This is a genomic window from Ralstonia sp. 24A2 (genome assembly GCF_051783885.1).
Taxonomy (GTDB): Bacteria; Pseudomonadota; Gammaproteobacteria; order Burkholderiales; family Burkholderiaceae; genus Ralstonia.
This window is the reverse complement of record NZ_JBPVZD010000003.1, coordinates 714,533-729,337: the sequence shown is the minus strand read 5'-3', so window position 1 is coordinate 729,337 and position 14,805 is coordinate 714,533. Positions and strand designations below refer to the sequence as shown.

Below are 14,805 nucleotides of genomic sequence, written 5' to 3'. Positions count from 1 at the left end.
GGGGGGGATACGTATGATGCTTTGTAAAAGACCGTCGTTAATGACGTTATCAGCGCGTGATTCCCAGGCATAAGGCAGAGTTCAATCCACATCACCTCTCCGCTGCTCATGACGCACATCACCGAAACGGAACTGTCCGAAGCGATCGTTGATCTCGTCAACTGCGGGGTGTTTTCGGTCGATCGCGACATGCGCGTTCTGAGCTGGAACCGCTTCATGCAAATGCACAGCGGCCGCGCCGGCGAAGAGGTTATCGGGCAGAGTCTGTTCAGCCTGTTTCCGGAGCTGCCCGAAAAGTGGCTGCGCAAGAAAATCGAGGCTGTGTTTATCGAGGGCGTCACCACCTATACCTCCTGGGAGCACCGTCCGTACGTATTTCGCTTCAGCCCGACTCCGCCGATGACGGACGTCATCGATTCGATGCGGCAGAACTGCAGTTTCATTCCCATTGACGATGGCAACGGTACCGTGATTGCCGTGGGTGTGACGTTGATTGATGCGACCGATATCAGCCTCGCCGTCGGCGAGTTGCGCAAACGCGAGAAAATCGCCACCGATGCGCTGGCAGAACTGACCCTGCGCAATCTGCAGCTGTCGGCCCTGAATGAGCAGCTCGCACAAGCGCATCAACAACTGCTGCAATCTGAAAAATTGGCCGCCATTGGTCAATTGGCCGCGGGGATCGCGCACGAGATCAATAATCCCGTTGGGTTTGTGCTGTCGAACCTGAACGCGCTGGAGCGCTATCTCCAAACGCTGATTACCTATGCGCGCGATGTGCAGAAGCTGGCGGTCGAGGCACACCCCACACTCGACACCCAACTGGTAGACCTGGCACAAGCGGCAGACTTTGATTACCTCGTCATGGATACGCCGGTGCTGCTGACCGAATCGAGGGAAGGCCTGCAGCGGGTTCGGGAGATCGTGGTCGATTTGCGCGATTTCTCCCGCGCCGATAGTGCACACCAGTGGGAGCAGGCAGACCTCCACCGCTGCATTGAATCCACGCTCAACATCGCCCAGAACGAAGTCAAATATCAGGCCGAGCTGATCCGTGAATTTGGCGACGTACCGCCACTGCACTGCATTCCCTCGCAGATCAGTCAGGTGGTGCTCAACCTGGTGGTCAATGCCGCGCAGTCGTACAAGCACCGCCGCAGGAACGGGGACGAGCGAGGCACCATCACCATTCGTACCGGCTTCAATGGCGGCGATGCTGGCCAGATCTGGTTTGAAGTGATCGACGCCGGCTGCGGCATCCCACCGGAAAACCTCAAGCGCATCTTCGATCCGTTCTTCACCACCAAGCCGATCGGGCAGGGGACCGGCCTGGGCCTATCGGTGACTTACGGGATCGTCAGCGCGCACGGTGGCCACATCGATGTGAGCAGCACGCCAGGCCGTGGCACGACCTTTCGGGTCACGTTGCCGCAGCGTCGGGCTGCCACCGACAGCGTCGCCCAACAACACGCGACGAGCACGATGCTCGCCGCCCCGAACAACGCACCCTAGCGAGGTCAGCATGGCACGCCCAGTGCGGCGGCCCGACCCGGTCATCCCCAAGATGGGGCGTGCGCTTGAGCCGTGCCTGCAGGCACTGTGAAGCTGCATCAGCAGAAGGAGGTTCGATATGGCTGTCTATGAAACAGAAGCGTCGCACCCCGATACGGTTGGGGATGAACATACGGGCACGCCGGAGGTGCCACAACCCCAATCCGACCAAGCCGCCCAGGCCGATCAGCAAGCTGCACCGTGCCCTCCTGCCGCGCGCCCCGCGCTGGCGCCGATGGTGCTCCTCGTTGATGACGAACCGGGTGTTCTGTCGGCGCTGCGGCGCCTGCTGCGTCCTACCGGCTACCGGGTATTGACCGCGGAAAGCGGCACCGCCGGTCTCGAACTGCTGGCAGTGAATCCGGTCGATCTCATCATCTCGGACATGCGCATGCCCAACATGAACGGGGCCGAGTTTCTGTCCAAGGCGCGTGCAGCGTATCCGGACACGGTGCGCATCCTGCTCACGGGCTATTCCGAGATCGACTCCGCAGTGCGGGCCATCAATGAAGGCGGCGTCTACCGCTACCTCAACAAGCCCTGGGACGACCAAGACCTGCTGATGACGCTTCAGCAGGCCCTTGAGCAGCGCACGTTGACCCGCGAGACCGCTAGGCTCACCACCCTCACGCAGCAGCAGAACGAGCGGTTGCAGCAGATGAACGCAGGGCTGGAAACCGAGGTGGTGGCACGTACCGAAGAGATTCGCCAGACGCTGATGTTTCTGGAGGATGCGCAACGCGACCTCAAGCGCAACTTCACCAACATGGTCCAGGTGTGCGCCAGCATGATCGAGTTGCGTTGCGGCGCCGTGGGCGGGCAATCGATGCGGGTGGGCGACATAGCACGCCGCGTCGCCCAAGCCTATGGGCTGACGGGGCTGCAGGTGCAGGACATCTTCTACGCCGGGCTGCTGCATGGCATTGGCAAGCTTTCGCTACCGGACAATCTGCTCAACCGGTCGCTCGATCGGTTGAGCCCCGAAGAGAGCAAGCTGTATCACCAGCACCCCTTGCGCGCGCAGATGGTGCTGACGGCGGTGCCGCAGCTTGCACAGGTGGCGCAGATCATCCGGCACCAGTACGAGCGCTACAACGGGCGCGGCACGCCGGACCGGCTGGTGGGCGAGGGCATTTCCATCGGCTCGCGCATCGTTGCACTCGCACGGGACTACGTTGACCTGCTGATGGGTAGCATCGTCAGGCAGCGCGTCAGTGCCGAACAAGCGGCAGAGATGATCAAGGCCCAATCCGGCTTGCGTTACGACCCACTCGTCGTCGTACGCTTTGCCGCGGTTCTCAAGGAGTTGGAAGACATGCCGCCGGTGCAGCAAGTCCGCTCGATTGACCTGCGTGAAGGGATGCGCCTGGCCGACGATCTGCTGACCCGCCGGGGCGTGTTGCTGATTGGCCGCGACAGCGTCATCAACGCGCACCAGATCGAGCAGATTCGGCGCTTTGAATCGCACGAGGACATGCCCTTCGCCATCGTGATCTATCACGATGCCTGAGATTGGCTGGCTGAACGCGCCAGCCCGTGCTCAGTTTGCGCCGCCCGTGACTGGCGCTGCCGGTGCAGATGCGGGTGCTGATGCCGGTGCCGTGACTGCCGGTGCAGAAGCGGGCGCGGGTTCAGCATGCGCTTTGGGCTCCGGTGCAGGCGGCGTGGCAACCGGCGCGGAGGCCGGTGCAGGTGTGGCAGCCGGCGTTGCGGCCGGAGCCGATGCGGGTGCAGCCACCGGCACAGGCGGGGCGGGCGGCGTCGGCACCACGGGCGTGGTCATCTTCATCGGCTCGCCCTGCGCCGTGGGGGCAGGTTCGGGCAGCGGGGCCACGTGTTCTTTCGCTGCCGCCTCCGCCACCTTCACTGCCGCGCGGTCACGGTGTACCGGGTCGATCTTCAGGAAGTGGTCGACCAGGTTGAAGTAGCGCTCGTAAAACACACCGGCCGGAATCGTCTCGCTGGCCACCTTCACCATCGAATCGTCGCCCGAGCCGATCGGCAGCGACACCGAGCCCAGGATGCTCAACCCCACGCTGGCCGATGTGCTCGTCTTCTTGAGCGAGTAGCGGTCTTGCACCGCGTTCACATATGCCGTGCTGGACGTGCCGTCGGCATTGGCATCCGCACACACCACGTGGAAGGCAATCACCACGTGCGAGTCATTGCTCGGCTGGAAATTCTTGCTGCCGTCGATGGTGTCTGCGCGCGGCGAGCTCGACACATACCCCTGGCTCAGCAGCGCGCGGCGCGCGGCCTCACACGTGGCATCCGCCTTGGCGTGGAACGTGCGCGCGTAAGGGCTGGCCGCCGCATCGAACTGCTCTTGCTGATAGAGCGGCGTGGGCGCGGAGCTGCATGCCGACAACAGGGCGGCAACTGCACACGAGGCGGACAACAGGCGGAAGCGGTAGGGCATGGTGTGGGTCAAAAGGGCAAGGCCTGGCGATGTGCGGTGCTGTGCCATCGCGGGTGCGGCGCAAGTTTTGTGCGCGACGCTGGCTGGCGGCCACGTGGGTTTGGGTGGCCGGGCGTCATTATAAGTTTGTTGGGTGACCGGGGGCGTGGCTATCAGGTCACCTTGGGGCGATGGCGGTGCCTCTAGAGCTTGGCCAGCCACGTGTCAACGATCGTCCTACCGCGCAATTCCACCAGCCAGCGTTCAGGAATGCCTACCTCTCCATACAGCAACCCAGCCAGACCACCAGCAATGCAGGCGGTCGTGTCTGTGTCGTTGCCGAGCGCAACCGCACGTTTCACGCAGTCTTCATAGCGATACGTTGACAGCAGGCAATGGATGGCAGACCAGAAGCTGTCGACTACATATCCAGACCCCTGCGGTGCATCGAAGCGTCCGTCCAGCACGATCTTCAGTTCGGCCTCATCAGCGGTACCGGCATGGCGTTCCAGCAACTCGTCTTCTGCCGTTCGCACCGCGTCGGCTGCGGGCTGACCTTCCAGAATGCCCATCGCCGTCAGGCAATAGAGCGCACAACAGAGCTGGGAGCGTACGTGCCCATGCGTGACCAGACTCTGCTTGCGGGCAAGGTGAATCGCCTCGTCTCGGGAGGTTGCCACCATGGTCACGGGCAGGCATCGCATTAATGATCCGTTGCCGTTGTCGCGCTCACCACTCGGGCCGGCAACTGACGGGTTGGCGCCATTGCCAAGCGCGTAGAACGCTTGCCGCGTTTGCAAACCGATATCGAAAACCTCGCCGTCAGGCGTGAATGCGCCGCGCTGGAACCAGTTCAGCAGACTGGTTGCGAAGGTGTCGAGATTCAGTGAGGGATCGCGCAGCAAGGCATCAAGCAACGCGAGCGCTTGTGCACCATCATCGCTCCACGTGCCGGACGGTACGCCTGCGTGAGCGCGCTCGAAGCCGGGCGGAGGCGTCATCTCAATCTCGGTTGGAGCGGGAATCGATGCTGCGCCGTGAAACTCGTACGGAACACCCAGGGCGTCTCCAACGAGCAGGCCGAGCAAGGCCCCGCGCAGGCGGGTTTGGCGGGATAGATTTGTCATGTGCGGACGCTTGTTAGGGTGGAGTCAGCCTGCAGAGGAGGCGTTTGGCAGATAGGGGGCTTCCACCGGCACGATCAGCCCTTGAAAATCCCCCATGGCTTTCTCTCGTTGCTCAGCAACAAACGGTGTGATGTCTTCCACCGACAACAGCATTTCACGCCCAAACCGTTCCAGCGTGCGGCCGCGCAGGCCGAGCTGGATGGCACGACGCTCGATTGGGCGCCCGGTCGGATCGTGGTCTGGGTCCCATTGAAGGCGGACATCGGAGTGCGTGACTTGCGCACGCCACGCCTCTTCTGTTGCGCAGTCGGATGCGGCAAACGATGATGCCACCGCAGTGCGCAGCAACTCGTCGAAGAATGTTCTCGGCAATCGAATGGCGAGGATGCGCTCCTGGCCTTCCTTGGTTGCCCAGCCGGCGCGGAACATCATCCAGAGGAAGTTCGGCTTGATCCAGCTCATGCGGCTAAAGCTGAAGTCGCCGCCAAATGCTTGGTGTGCGACGGCGTACTCGGCAATCGATGGTTTGTAGGCTTGGTAGACGTAGATCGAATCTGCGTCGTACTGCGCCATGATGTGTTGGCCCGTGTTGGGCCAGTGTTGGAGTTGTTCCAGATACGATTGATATTGCATAGGTTCTTCAGTTGGGCATGGGAGTGTGCCCCGTCAGGTCGGTGTATCCACCTCATCCCAATCCGCATTCTCGAACCGCACCAACCAATTGAGCGCGTAATGCCGTTCGAGGATGGCGCCTGGCACCAGGCCATCGGGCAACGCTTGCCGGCCCAGTTCCGCTTCTCGTTTGATCCAGTGCAGGCGGTAGTGCAAGTCCAGCGCGTCGAGGATCTCTGCAGCCGGGCGCAACTGCGCCTTGGCCGGCCAATCTTCTGAGGCGATGTCCAGCACATTCCGCGCGACCTGCGGCACGTCGCAAATACCGGTGGGAAACGGTAGCTCCGGCAGAAGGCCAAGCGCCCATTCGAGCAACGCCAGGCTTTCGTAACGCCAGACCATCTGGATGGTGGCTTTTTCTTCAGGTGCGTCATCCTGCAGGTATGCCTGCTCACGTGGCGAGAGATAGGAGAACGCGGGGGCCAGCCGTTGCCGGAGTGCGTCAATCGTGAGCGGCTTGCTGTTGGGATCATTCAGGCTTTCCGCCCGCGCCGCCACGGCCAGTAGTGCCATGACACGGCCGGCTACCTCGGCCGCCGGACGCAACTGCAATTCGGGCTCACTCACCAGCGGCGGCAGGCTGCTCGCCACACGAATGCCATGCTCGGCCAGCAGTGCTTCGCTGCGCGCTTTGCGTTGCCATGCTGACTGCGGATAGGGCACCTGTGCCTCCGCGTCCTGCTGCCCGGCACCGTTGAGCAGAATCCGGCCCTGTGGGTCGCGCACGCTGCCATCCTCCATGAACGCCACTGCGTTCGCCTGTTCTGCCCAGCGCGAGAACGCTGCATGGTCTGCTGCCGAGATCGACAGGCTCAGGTGCTGCTGCACGCGCTGCAGGTGCCGCATCAGGTGATAGCGCGTGCGGGTCATCTGGCCGTCGCCACGGCTGAGCACGTAGCCAATGAAGCCATCCAGATGCGGCTTGAGTTCCGGATCGCCAAGGTCTCGCTGGCCTTGCACGTGGTGCGGGAAGTCGATCGCGGGCAGCGTGGTCAGGGTGCTGTAGGCGTTGACCAGGAGTACATCAGCGGGCGCGGGTTTGGCGCCGCCAAGCAGGGTTTTGAGTCGGTTGAGCATGCGGTTTCCTGCGCCGGTGGATTGATGGTTACTCAAACGTCACACCATGAATCACAAGCTCGATCTGGCTATACGGATTCTGCTCAGAGAGCTGCATTTCCGTTTGATAGTCCGCTAGCCACACGTTATGAAGCTCCGTGACTACACCTTTGGATGATGTTTGCTTGCAATGCAGGTCGATAGCGGAACCTGTCAGCTTCTCGAAAACTGTTGATGCGGGCCGCTCACGCCCTACGATACAGATACGCTCCTTAGCCCCCTTGTAATCAGGCTGCGGCAGCGGGATGCGCAGCGTTGTGCCTTCTTTGAACGACTGATTGGCGGCGATCAAGGCCGCTGCATCCTGCAGGTTGGCCTGTGTCTCACGGAGGGCAGGCTGTACGAAGTGCAGGCGTAGCGTTGCGATGCCATAGAGCAGAGCGAAGCTGGTCCAGGTGCCATCCCTTGACGGATCTGCGGGCCTCGTGATTTCGGCAATGACACCGTTGTTACGTCGATTGATGAACGTGGTGATCATCCGCTGCGGATTTGCCCGCGCACCCTTGCTAGTCCATTCCAGATCGAATACTGCACGCTTGAATGGAAGCGGCCGACTGCCATCTGCCGGCAGGCTGTTGCGAATAAATTGAGGCAACTGACGCTCGTCGAATGCTTCGTTCAAGTACGTTTCGGGGTTGCTCAAGACCGAAGCCACTGCAGACGGTTGGCGCTCCGTCCGGCGAAGCAGGGCAAGCGAGGCTTGACTCCGCAGGGGCTCCGGCGCAGAGACCACTTGATCAACAAGTAGGCGAATTTGTTCACAGAGTTCGAGTGGTGAGTCGAATGAGTCGACTTCACTAGACTTTGCTGCCGCGCTTAGGAGCTTGTCGGCCTCAAGCATTTCAGCAATCGTGCTGCGTTCCCCTGTCTCGTCATCAGATGGTTTGTGCAGGGCTGCGATTCTCGAGGCTTCCAACAAGCTTTGCATCGCCACAGGCGACATCAGCGGCAGATACTGAAAGACATTTCCTTCCCGCGCGCGTAGGAACACTTTGCAGTCTCGAGGTGTCGCAGTCACCATCGTCTTCATCAACTGCAGTGAACGCAGCCGCTCCGTGGGCGACAGCTTCGCGCTCCATAGTGGCAACTCGCTTTTCTCCGAACCACATAGCCGTTTGCGTAACGTCGGGTCGTTAAATACCTTCTTGGAAAGCCGCAGCGCCTCTTCTCCTTGCGGTGAGTCAGGAACGAAACCTGCTGCCAGCAATGTTTCGCGGAGTGCTGCATCGCTTGGGGGTTGGCACGGGAAATCCCCTTTCTTCGTCGCCGAGTTGGCAGGTGCAGGGTTCATGGTCGACGGGACGGTGTCGACGGCATAGGCCGCTGCCGAGAAGAAGCAAAGCAACGCGAGGATAGATTTTCTGTAGATCCGCATGCGGGTTCTAAACGCTTTTGTATGTTATGCAATGCGCGGTGCGCGGAGGTCTTTCTTTCCGACACACGCAGTACGGTAGGGCTGCACCAGCAGTGTGAGGATTGCAGGCGAGTGCAGGTCTCCCTAAGTTTTCATCCAGCCTGTGCGTAACGCCACAGCCCAGTCTGGCCGCCCACGCTGCTCTGCAAGCACCGCCGCGTCATCCCACGCATATTCAATCGCGCGAAACTCGGCAGCCCACTCATCGCCGTGCCCGGTCACGATGGCGTAACGCGCATGCGGGCTGCCAACCTCAATGGAGTGCGCGAAAGGATGCGTGTCGCTGTACGCCTGCAGCCCAACGCTGCCAGGGTTGACGATAAAGCGGCCGTCCGTCAGCTTCATTGCACGTGGCACATGGGTATGGCCGCACAGCACGAGCTTGGCGTCGGCATCAACAGCGCGGGAGAGCACCTCATCGTGCGTGGCCGCGCGGCAGCCCTTTTCCCAAAGCGTTTCCAGAAAGTAGGTCACGTCGCTCTCAGCAGAGCCGTGAACGAGCAGCACATCGTCTTCGATGTACTGCAGCTCCGGCAGGCTGGCAAACCACGCGAGCTGGTCTGGCCGCAACTCCGCAAACGCGTACTGATCTGACGCGCCCATGCGGGATGGATCGCCCGCAAGCAACTGCCTTTCATGATTGCCGCGAATGGTCGGCAGGTTCAGTGCCATCAACCGGTCGACCGTCTCGCTCGGCTGCAGCGGGCCGGACGCAATATCGCCAAGGTTCACGATCAGATCGACCCCCTGGCCTTGAATGTCTTCTAGCACTGCGTCCAGCGCGGCCAGATTGCCGTGAATATCGGAGAGGGCGGCGATTCTCATGGGGATGCTTGGGGAGTGGGGTTTGCTTCGGCCTTATCCGAGAAGCCGAGGCACGAGATGCGAGCGGAATTGCGCATAGTCCTCCGCGCTGGAAAAGCAGCGCTTTGGAATGATGCTGAGGTTGTAGTCGGATCGATACAGCAGGACCATCGCCTCGTTCTCTTTTGCTTTCGCGAGGTCGGCCCAGCGCAGATTCTCGTTGTAGTCCTGTGAGCGGATGTGGAGGACTTGGTCATCCCACGAAAGCTCAAATTCAGAGCGCAGGTTCTTCTGCTGCTGGTACAGCCGCTTGGCGCGATTCGGAACAACCAGATAGCGAATTGCAGCTTGTGCAATGGCAAGACCTGCCGCGCCGCCTGCCAAGGTGGCCGCGTAGGCGTTCTTCGCTGCGATATAGGCCACGACACCTAGCGCAAACGCGCCGATGGTCCATACCGCCTTCGCCCGGCTCATCGTGTAATGAAGCTGGAACGCGGCAACCATGTCCTGCTCTGTTGTGAGAAATGTACGCGCCATGGCGATGTGCGGATTAGGTGACGCATCGTACCCGAGAGTTTTTGCACAAGTAAGCGCCTGCGCGATCGCGGTTTTATTAACGTATCGTCATAAACCCCTACTGCAGAGGGCTTCCTAACTCCAAATCTCGGGTTATTCTGTTCCCCAACAAAATCCGAGTGCGATTACCTTATTCGGATTATAAAAAATCGCCTAATCCAAAATATCTAAAAGGCGATTCCCGAAAGAGAAAATCTTCAAGGGTCAGTCAATGGGGCGTAGGAGAAAGAAACAACCCTCCACGAGCGACGTGCTGCTGGCACTGCCGTGGTGGATGCTGGCGATTGGCTCTGCGGCCAGTTATCTGATCTTCCACAACATCCTCCCGGCGACGTTTGCGGCCAACCCGTTTCTGGGCATCGTCGTGATGATGATTCGCGGGCTGGCGTGGGTGCCCGCGTTGCTGCTCGCCTTCTTTGCGGTGCTGTCGTACCTGCGAGAGCGCCGCCAGCAGGCCGATGCCCGGCTCGACCCCGTACGCAACGAACCGGCCATGCGGCTTCGACCGGCGAAAGCGCCGTCTCAGCCCGCACGCAAAGCGATGGGCGGCGATGCACCCAACGCAACGCGGGACGCCACCACTCCCCAACAAGCACCCACGCAGGCACAAGCCACCGCACCCCAAAGCTGGACCTTGGAGGCCATCAAGTCGCTTGAGTGGAAGCGGTTCGAGCTGCTGTGCGTGCAGTACTACGAACAGATGGGGTTCACGGTCAAGACGGTGCCGCACGGCCCCGACGGCGGCATCGACGCCACGCTGTACAAGGCCGGCCTAGACGCGCCCGTGGCGGTGGTCCAGTGCAAGGCGTGGGCCAAGCCCGTCAAGGTGGAACAGGTGCGGGCGTTGGGCGGCTCAATGCTGGCACACAAGGTCAAGCGAGGCGTGTTCTGGTCTTTGTCCGGCTATGTCGGGAACCCGGTGCAGGAGTTTTCAGAGAGCGCCGGTATCCAGCTATTGGATGGGCCGGCGATTCTTGAGCGCATTCGTGCGCTCGATCCGGCTAAGCAGGCTGCGTTGCTGGCGAAGGTGTTTGAGGGGGATTACCGGACGCCGTCGTGTCCGGCTTGTGGGGTGAAGCTGGTGGTACGGCAGGGAAAGGGGACACCGGTTTGGAGGTGTACTAACTCTTCGGCGGGGTGTCGGTATACGTTGCGGATGGCGCGCGCGGCTTAGTCGTTGTTGCCATCAATCGAGCGGCAACTGCACACGAGACGGATAACAGGCGGAAGCGGTAGGGCATGGCGTTGGTCAAAAGAGCTTGGCCGGGCGATGTGCGGTGCCTTGCTATCCGCAGGTGCGGCGCAAGTTTTGTGCGCGACGCTGGCTGGCGGCCATGTGGGTTTGCATGGCCGGGCGTCATTGTAAGTTTGTCGGGTGACCGGCAGTTGCTGGGATGGTGGGCGTGGTTCTCGTGCGGACGAAGCCCCCTCGAACTTGTAGTCGTGGCGACAGTCCACTGCCGCCGCGACAAAACAATGCAGCGGAGGGCTGCAGTGGTTCCCTCTACCGAACTCGTTGTTTCAAGATTGGGGTACGAACAATCTGACGCCATGCTTTCGCGAAAGGCGATGGCTTTGGATCCGATGTCATTTCCTCTTCTTCTGTTTCTTCTTCTTCTTCTTCTTCTTCTTCTTCTTCTTCTTCTTCTAGCTCCCCAAAGTACAGTAGCGTGAAGCCAAAGCTCTTAAATTTATCGAGATCAGCACAGACAGCGTGCAAATCCATATCCAACTTCGGTAGCTCGCCGATTGACCAAAGTCCCCATTCGCCTAAATCCTCTTCAAGATCCATTCTGTTCCACAAGCTACGTGGAACATTCCCAGGTTTAACCAACTCCGCAATATCCGATTTTTTAACCAGAATACGTCGCCCAACAACATTTAGGGCGCCAAAAAAACCTCTTGCACTGCTCAGATAGCCGCCATCACCTAACGAGCCGCGCAAAAAACTCGTTCTGCTTACTTTTGTTTGAGTGACTTCATCTACGGCGACATAAAAATTTGCCCAATCGCAGATATGCCGAGAATTGAAGGATCCACGTCCGGCAGAAAAGCTGACGGCATCAACTAGGAGGCAGTCAATTTTCGCCTCTCTAAGAATGTCAGCATCACTTGGAATAACACCTTCCTTCGAAATTACAAGATAAGCTGGGTTCGTTGACCTGTACGAGCTGCTCAATCCAGTTATGTTAGGGTCTATCGTAGCTTGAATGTTGTCAGGGGTAATTCCGGGTTCAATATGCTCAAATCGATTAAGGAGTTTGTCAACAATATACTCAGAGACGTCGGATGCTAATTCTGTCTCAAATCCAGTAATTCCAGTGACTATTTCGTCGCGTTGCAAGTTAATTGGAAATCGACCGTCGGAATCAAAGATCAAAATGCTCGGTGTTGAGGCAGAAATTATTCCGAGTTCGTTGGAGATATGTGGCTGCAATTTGAAGCTGTATGTTGTGATGTAAATGCCATTACATATTACGATAGGTGTTGGAATGCCTCCCCGTTCAAGGGCTTCATAACTCCAGATAATGTCATCATACTGATCGCAAGAAATTCGCCTCCACTTTGTCGAGTCGAGGGGTGCATCGCATTCCGGAACTGTGTATTCCTGCTTGAGTGTAACTTCCCTGTTTGAGATCACGGTTCTCTTTACACTAGGGGAGGACAGACAGAACCAATCCCAGTCATGAGGGCGATGGATAAGAGGTCTCAGCGTTGATTCGGACAGCTCAATTTCTATCTTCGTGCCATGGTGAAAATCACACGGAACAACCTCAATTGCTTCTTCGCCTTGTTGGCAGGAGAACTGGATGCCGTTACTTTGGTCATCAAAAATTGATCTTGTGGTTACCTTTATTTCAGGTCCAAGAAGGAAGGCCGCTAGTAGACCAATTCCGAAGCGTCCGGTTCTATGAACAGTAGAGTGCCCTTTTGATTCATGATTTTTTCTCCAAGCATCACTATTTCTGAAGGAAGCGCCAATGTTCAAGAAATACTGGTTAACGACGTCCGGTGTCATTCCGACGCCAAAGTCTTCGATAACGAATTTTGAACAGCCGTCAGATGTGTCGATGAGAGTAACAATAACGTCTTCGGTTTCGCTGTCTCTTGTAATCAAGCCTTTGGAAATAAGGTCTTCTCGCTCTAGACAAGCATCGACAGAGTTTTGAACTAATTCGCGAATACCTATCTCCGGCTTATCGCCGTAAAGAGGGGAAACTAGGAGATCCATAAGTTCCGCGCTTGCTGTTCTAAATTTGAACTCTCTTGGGAGATACGGTGGGCGACGTGTTTCTGAAAAAAGCTTCGGGTTATCTATGTTAGATTTTATTCTTCTTATTGTTATGCCGAGTTTATCTAATGGATGAAATCGGCCATAGATCTCTCCCAGTACCGCCCAGCTATTATCTAACTCTTGCTGAATATCACGAAGAAGTCGCTGCATGGCGAGAAAAGTTCCCGCGCTTTCTGGCTCGCAGTCAACAAAAATTGCTTCAGGATCGTCGTGCGCCTGATTTATTTCTCGAACTGAAAGGTGTTTCCGCCACTCATTTCTAGATATCGGGCTTGCTAGTGATTTTAAGCGTAGTAACTGTCCGGGTGCTCTCGATGAATGAATTTGTAGGTAGTCCGCTATGCGCAGTACAGCCATAACAAATGGAACTCTTGCATTGTGATGAATGCGCCTCTGCGTTAATTCCAATGCATCCACTGCCGATCGTAGTGAAAGATTATGACTTCTTGCTACGTATCCACTCAAGTCCATTAAGGCAGGTAAGTTAAATTCGTCCAGTATAAGAGGATTATCTGGGCCAGGGATTCCGGACAATGCTATCTCGTGCGCGAGTCGGGCGTGATGTCTGCGTAGAAATTCACCTATTAATAGGCGATGTCGAAATGTAAGGTCTAACTTATTCTTGGGTAAGCTGTGAACAGGTTCTGTGTTTCCAAAAAGAGAAAATAGCTTTCTTTGATCAAAACGGCGAGCTTCAGCGAAAAATTGATCCCACAGCGTGGGCCAATCAGTTTCGTTCGTTACATAGCGAGACGGGCGAGCCTTGTAGGTCCCGTTAATAAGAGAATAGAATCCGTCTTCAGAGATGTGAAGTGCGCAATCATGCATTAGAACGGACAGCACAATTAGTGCGCCATCCTCAGCGGTAAGTTGAGGCCAGGACTCATCGGACATAATGCTTTCTGCGGTAAGTAGTACCTCAGAAAGATGTTTGAGGCTATGATCAGTGTATTCATGGAAGAATACAGTTTTGTTGTCCAGTGTCCATGGCTCTATGATGGATAGTGATTTTAGTACTGTAGAGTTTATTGAGTGATCTCGTTTGATGAGATCATTTAGGCGTGATGGGATATCCATGATTTATTATTTTGTCTGCTATTGGTTGATTGGGAATCGATTGTGGGTATTATTACCATTTTTTCAAAAAAATGGGAGTTCCCCCTTCCGAGGGGCGCAATTATCTTTGACCTAGCGAAGAGCCGGTCAACTTGTTCGCCCCTTGTTGACCAGCTAAACTCCCCTCGCTGCGCAAACAACCGCAGCCGAGACTGCAATCTCGCACGTCACTACCCGGAAGAAACTCAAGTTTCTTCCGCTGTCGTCGTTCGCCCCTACGGGCGGGCCCGACAGGGAGGGCTTCGGCCCTGCCGTCTTGGTAGTACGTCGGTATTGCAGACCTTGTCGTGTGCCCGCCCACCCTCCCCGGTGGGTGGCTCCCCACTCAATCAGCAGAGGGCAAGACAATGGATCAACCGACCCAAGCCGTACCCATCCCACGCGGGCATCGCCCCGCACGTTCTCTTCTCACTCGCATTGCGCAACACCCTCCCTCCGGAGGCGCCCGATGAGCCTTGAAACCAAGCGCGACTATTTGCAAGGCGCCCTGAGTGGCCGAGATTTTCTGCGCCGCACGCAGGCGGGCCTGAAGCTGCATCGCCAGTTCGAGCCCAAGACGCTGCGCTGGGAATACCAGCTCCACATCCAAGACAAGCCCGCCGAATATCAGGCCGGGTTTCTGGATGCGATTGGCGCGTACATGCTGACCACGCTGGAGGGCGTGCTGGTCGACCTATACCGGTGGGAAATCCTGCGCGTGCTGGAACGCGCAAATCAGCAGAAATAAAACAACAGC

At 57.8% G+C, this 14,805-nt stretch carries 12 protein-coding genes; 4 read left to right on the top strand and 8 right to left on the bottom strand.

What is annotated here, in order from left to right; all coding sequences use genetic code 11:
* Positions 1–108: 108 nt before the first annotated feature.
* Both ACS13N_RS20770 and ACS13N_RS20765 read left to right on the top strand, forming a co-directional pair.
* Positions 109–1,512, top strand: coding sequence for an ATP-binding protein (locus ACS13N_RS20770; protein WP_438933496.1), 1,404 nt, complete (start codon positions 109–111; stop codon positions 1,510–1,512).
* 118 nt (positions 1,513–1,630) lie between these two features.
* On the top strand, positions 1,631–3,061 hold the full coding sequence (locus ACS13N_RS20765) for an HD domain-containing phosphohydrolase (protein WP_438933495.1): 1,431 nt from the start codon (positions 1,631–1,633) through the stop codon (positions 3,059–3,061).
* 30 nt (positions 3,062–3,091) lie between these two features.
* Here ACS13N_RS20765 and ACS13N_RS20760 read toward each other — a convergent pair whose 3' ends face one another.
* The 7 genes from ACS13N_RS20760 to ACS13N_RS20730 form a co-directional block, all read right to left on the bottom strand.
* The gene (locus ACS13N_RS20760) at positions 3,092–3,970 is read right to left on the bottom strand and encodes a DUF2242 domain-containing protein (RefSeq protein ID WP_438933494.1); all 879 of its coding nucleotides are present in this window, start codon (positions 3,968–3,970) and stop codon (positions 3,092–3,094) included.
* Between the two features lie 182 nt (positions 3,971–4,152).
* Positions 4,153–5,076 (bottom strand): ADP-ribosylglycohydrolase family protein, encoded by a 924-nt coding sequence (locus ACS13N_RS20755; protein WP_438933493.1) that lies wholly within the window; start codon positions 5,074–5,076, stop codon positions 4,153–4,155.
* Positions 5,077–5,100: 24 nt separating this feature from the next.
* Entirely contained in the window at positions 5,101–5,709 is a 609-nt protein-coding gene (locus tag ACS13N_RS20750) for a DUF4291 domain-containing protein (protein ID WP_438933492.1), read from the bottom strand.
* Positions 5,710–5,742: 33 nt separating this feature from the next.
* Positions 5,743–6,825, bottom strand: coding sequence for a DUF4272 domain-containing protein (locus tag ACS13N_RS20745; RefSeq protein ID WP_438933491.1), 1,083 nt, complete (start codon positions 6,823–6,825; stop codon positions 5,743–5,745).
* A 28-nt stretch (positions 6,826–6,853) separates the two neighbouring features.
* Positions 6,854–8,239 (bottom strand): hypothetical protein, encoded by a 1,386-nt coding sequence (locus tag ACS13N_RS20740; protein WP_438933490.1) that lies wholly within the window; start codon positions 8,237–8,239, stop codon positions 6,854–6,856.
* A 123-nt stretch (positions 8,240–8,362) separates the two neighbouring features.
* Entirely contained in the window at positions 8,363–9,103 is a 741-nt protein-coding gene (locus ACS13N_RS20735; protein ID WP_438933489.1) for a metallophosphoesterase family protein, read from the bottom strand.
* A 33-nt stretch (positions 9,104–9,136) separates the two neighbouring features.
* On the bottom strand, positions 9,137–9,619 hold the full coding sequence (locus ACS13N_RS20730) for a YcxB family protein (protein WP_438933488.1): 483 nt from the start codon (positions 9,617–9,619) through the stop codon (positions 9,137–9,139).
* Between the two features lie 289 nt (positions 9,620–9,908).
* Here ACS13N_RS20730 and ACS13N_RS20725 point away from each other — a divergent pair, with 289 nt between their 5' ends.
* Complete coding sequence (locus ACS13N_RS20725; RefSeq protein WP_438933487.1) at positions 9,909–10,832, top strand: restriction endonuclease; 924 nt, start codon at positions 9,909–9,911, stop codon at positions 10,830–10,832.
* A 330-nt stretch (positions 10,833–11,162) separates the two neighbouring features.
* Here the strand turns inward: ACS13N_RS20725 and ACS13N_RS20720 are convergent, their stop codons facing one another.
* Positions 11,163–14,030: an HD domain-containing protein gene (locus tag ACS13N_RS20720; protein ID WP_438933486.1), complete on the bottom strand. Its 2,868-nt coding sequence runs from the start codon at positions 14,028–14,030 to the stop codon at positions 11,163–11,165.
* A gap of 487 nt (positions 14,031–14,517) precedes the next feature.
* Between ACS13N_RS20720 and ACS13N_RS20715 the strand changes: the two genes are divergently transcribed.
* Positions 14,518–14,796: a hypothetical protein gene (locus tag ACS13N_RS20715; protein WP_169341309.1), complete on the top strand. Its 279-nt coding sequence runs from the start codon at positions 14,518–14,520 to the stop codon at positions 14,794–14,796.
* Positions 14,797–14,805 lie beyond the last annotated feature (9 nt).

Coding starts and splice junctions, on each gene's coding strand:
- ACS13N_RS20770 (WP_438933496.1), top strand. CDS start 109: ATGACGCACATCACCGAAACGGAACTGTCCGAAGCGATCGTTGATCTC.
- ACS13N_RS20765 (WP_438933495.1), top strand. CDS start 1,631: ATGGCTGTCTATGAAACAGAAGCGTCGCACCCCGATACGGTTGGGGAT.
- ACS13N_RS20760 (WP_438933494.1), bottom strand. CDS start 3,970: ATGCCCTACCGCTTCCGCCTGTTGTCCGCCTCGTGTGCAGTTGCCGCC.
- ACS13N_RS20755 (WP_438933493.1), bottom strand. CDS start 5,076: ATGACAAATCTATCCCGCCAAACCCGCCTGCGCGGGGCCTTGCTCGGC.
- ACS13N_RS20750 (WP_438933492.1), bottom strand. CDS start 5,709: ATGCAATATCAATCGTATCTGGAACAACTCCAACACTGGCCCAACACG.
- ACS13N_RS20745 (WP_438933491.1), bottom strand. CDS start 6,825: ATGCTCAACCGACTCAAAACCCTGCTTGGCGGCGCCAAACCCGCGCCC.
- ACS13N_RS20740 (WP_438933490.1), bottom strand. CDS start 8,239: ATGCGGATCTACAGAAAATCTATCCTCGCGTTGCTTTGCTTCTTCTCG.
- ACS13N_RS20735 (WP_438933489.1), bottom strand. CDS start 9,103: ATGAGAATCGCCGCCCTCTCCGATATTCACGGCAATCTGGCCGCGCTG.
- ACS13N_RS20730 (WP_438933488.1), bottom strand. CDS start 9,619: ATGGCGCGTACATTTCTCACAACAGAGCAGGACATGGTTGCCGCGTTC.
- ACS13N_RS20720 (WP_438933486.1), bottom strand. CDS start 14,030: ATGGATATCCCATCACGCCTAAATGATCTCATCAAACGAGATCACTCA.
- ACS13N_RS20715 (WP_169341309.1), top strand. CDS start 14,518: ATGAGCCTTGAAACCAAGCGCGACTATTTGCAAGGCGCCCTGAGTGGC.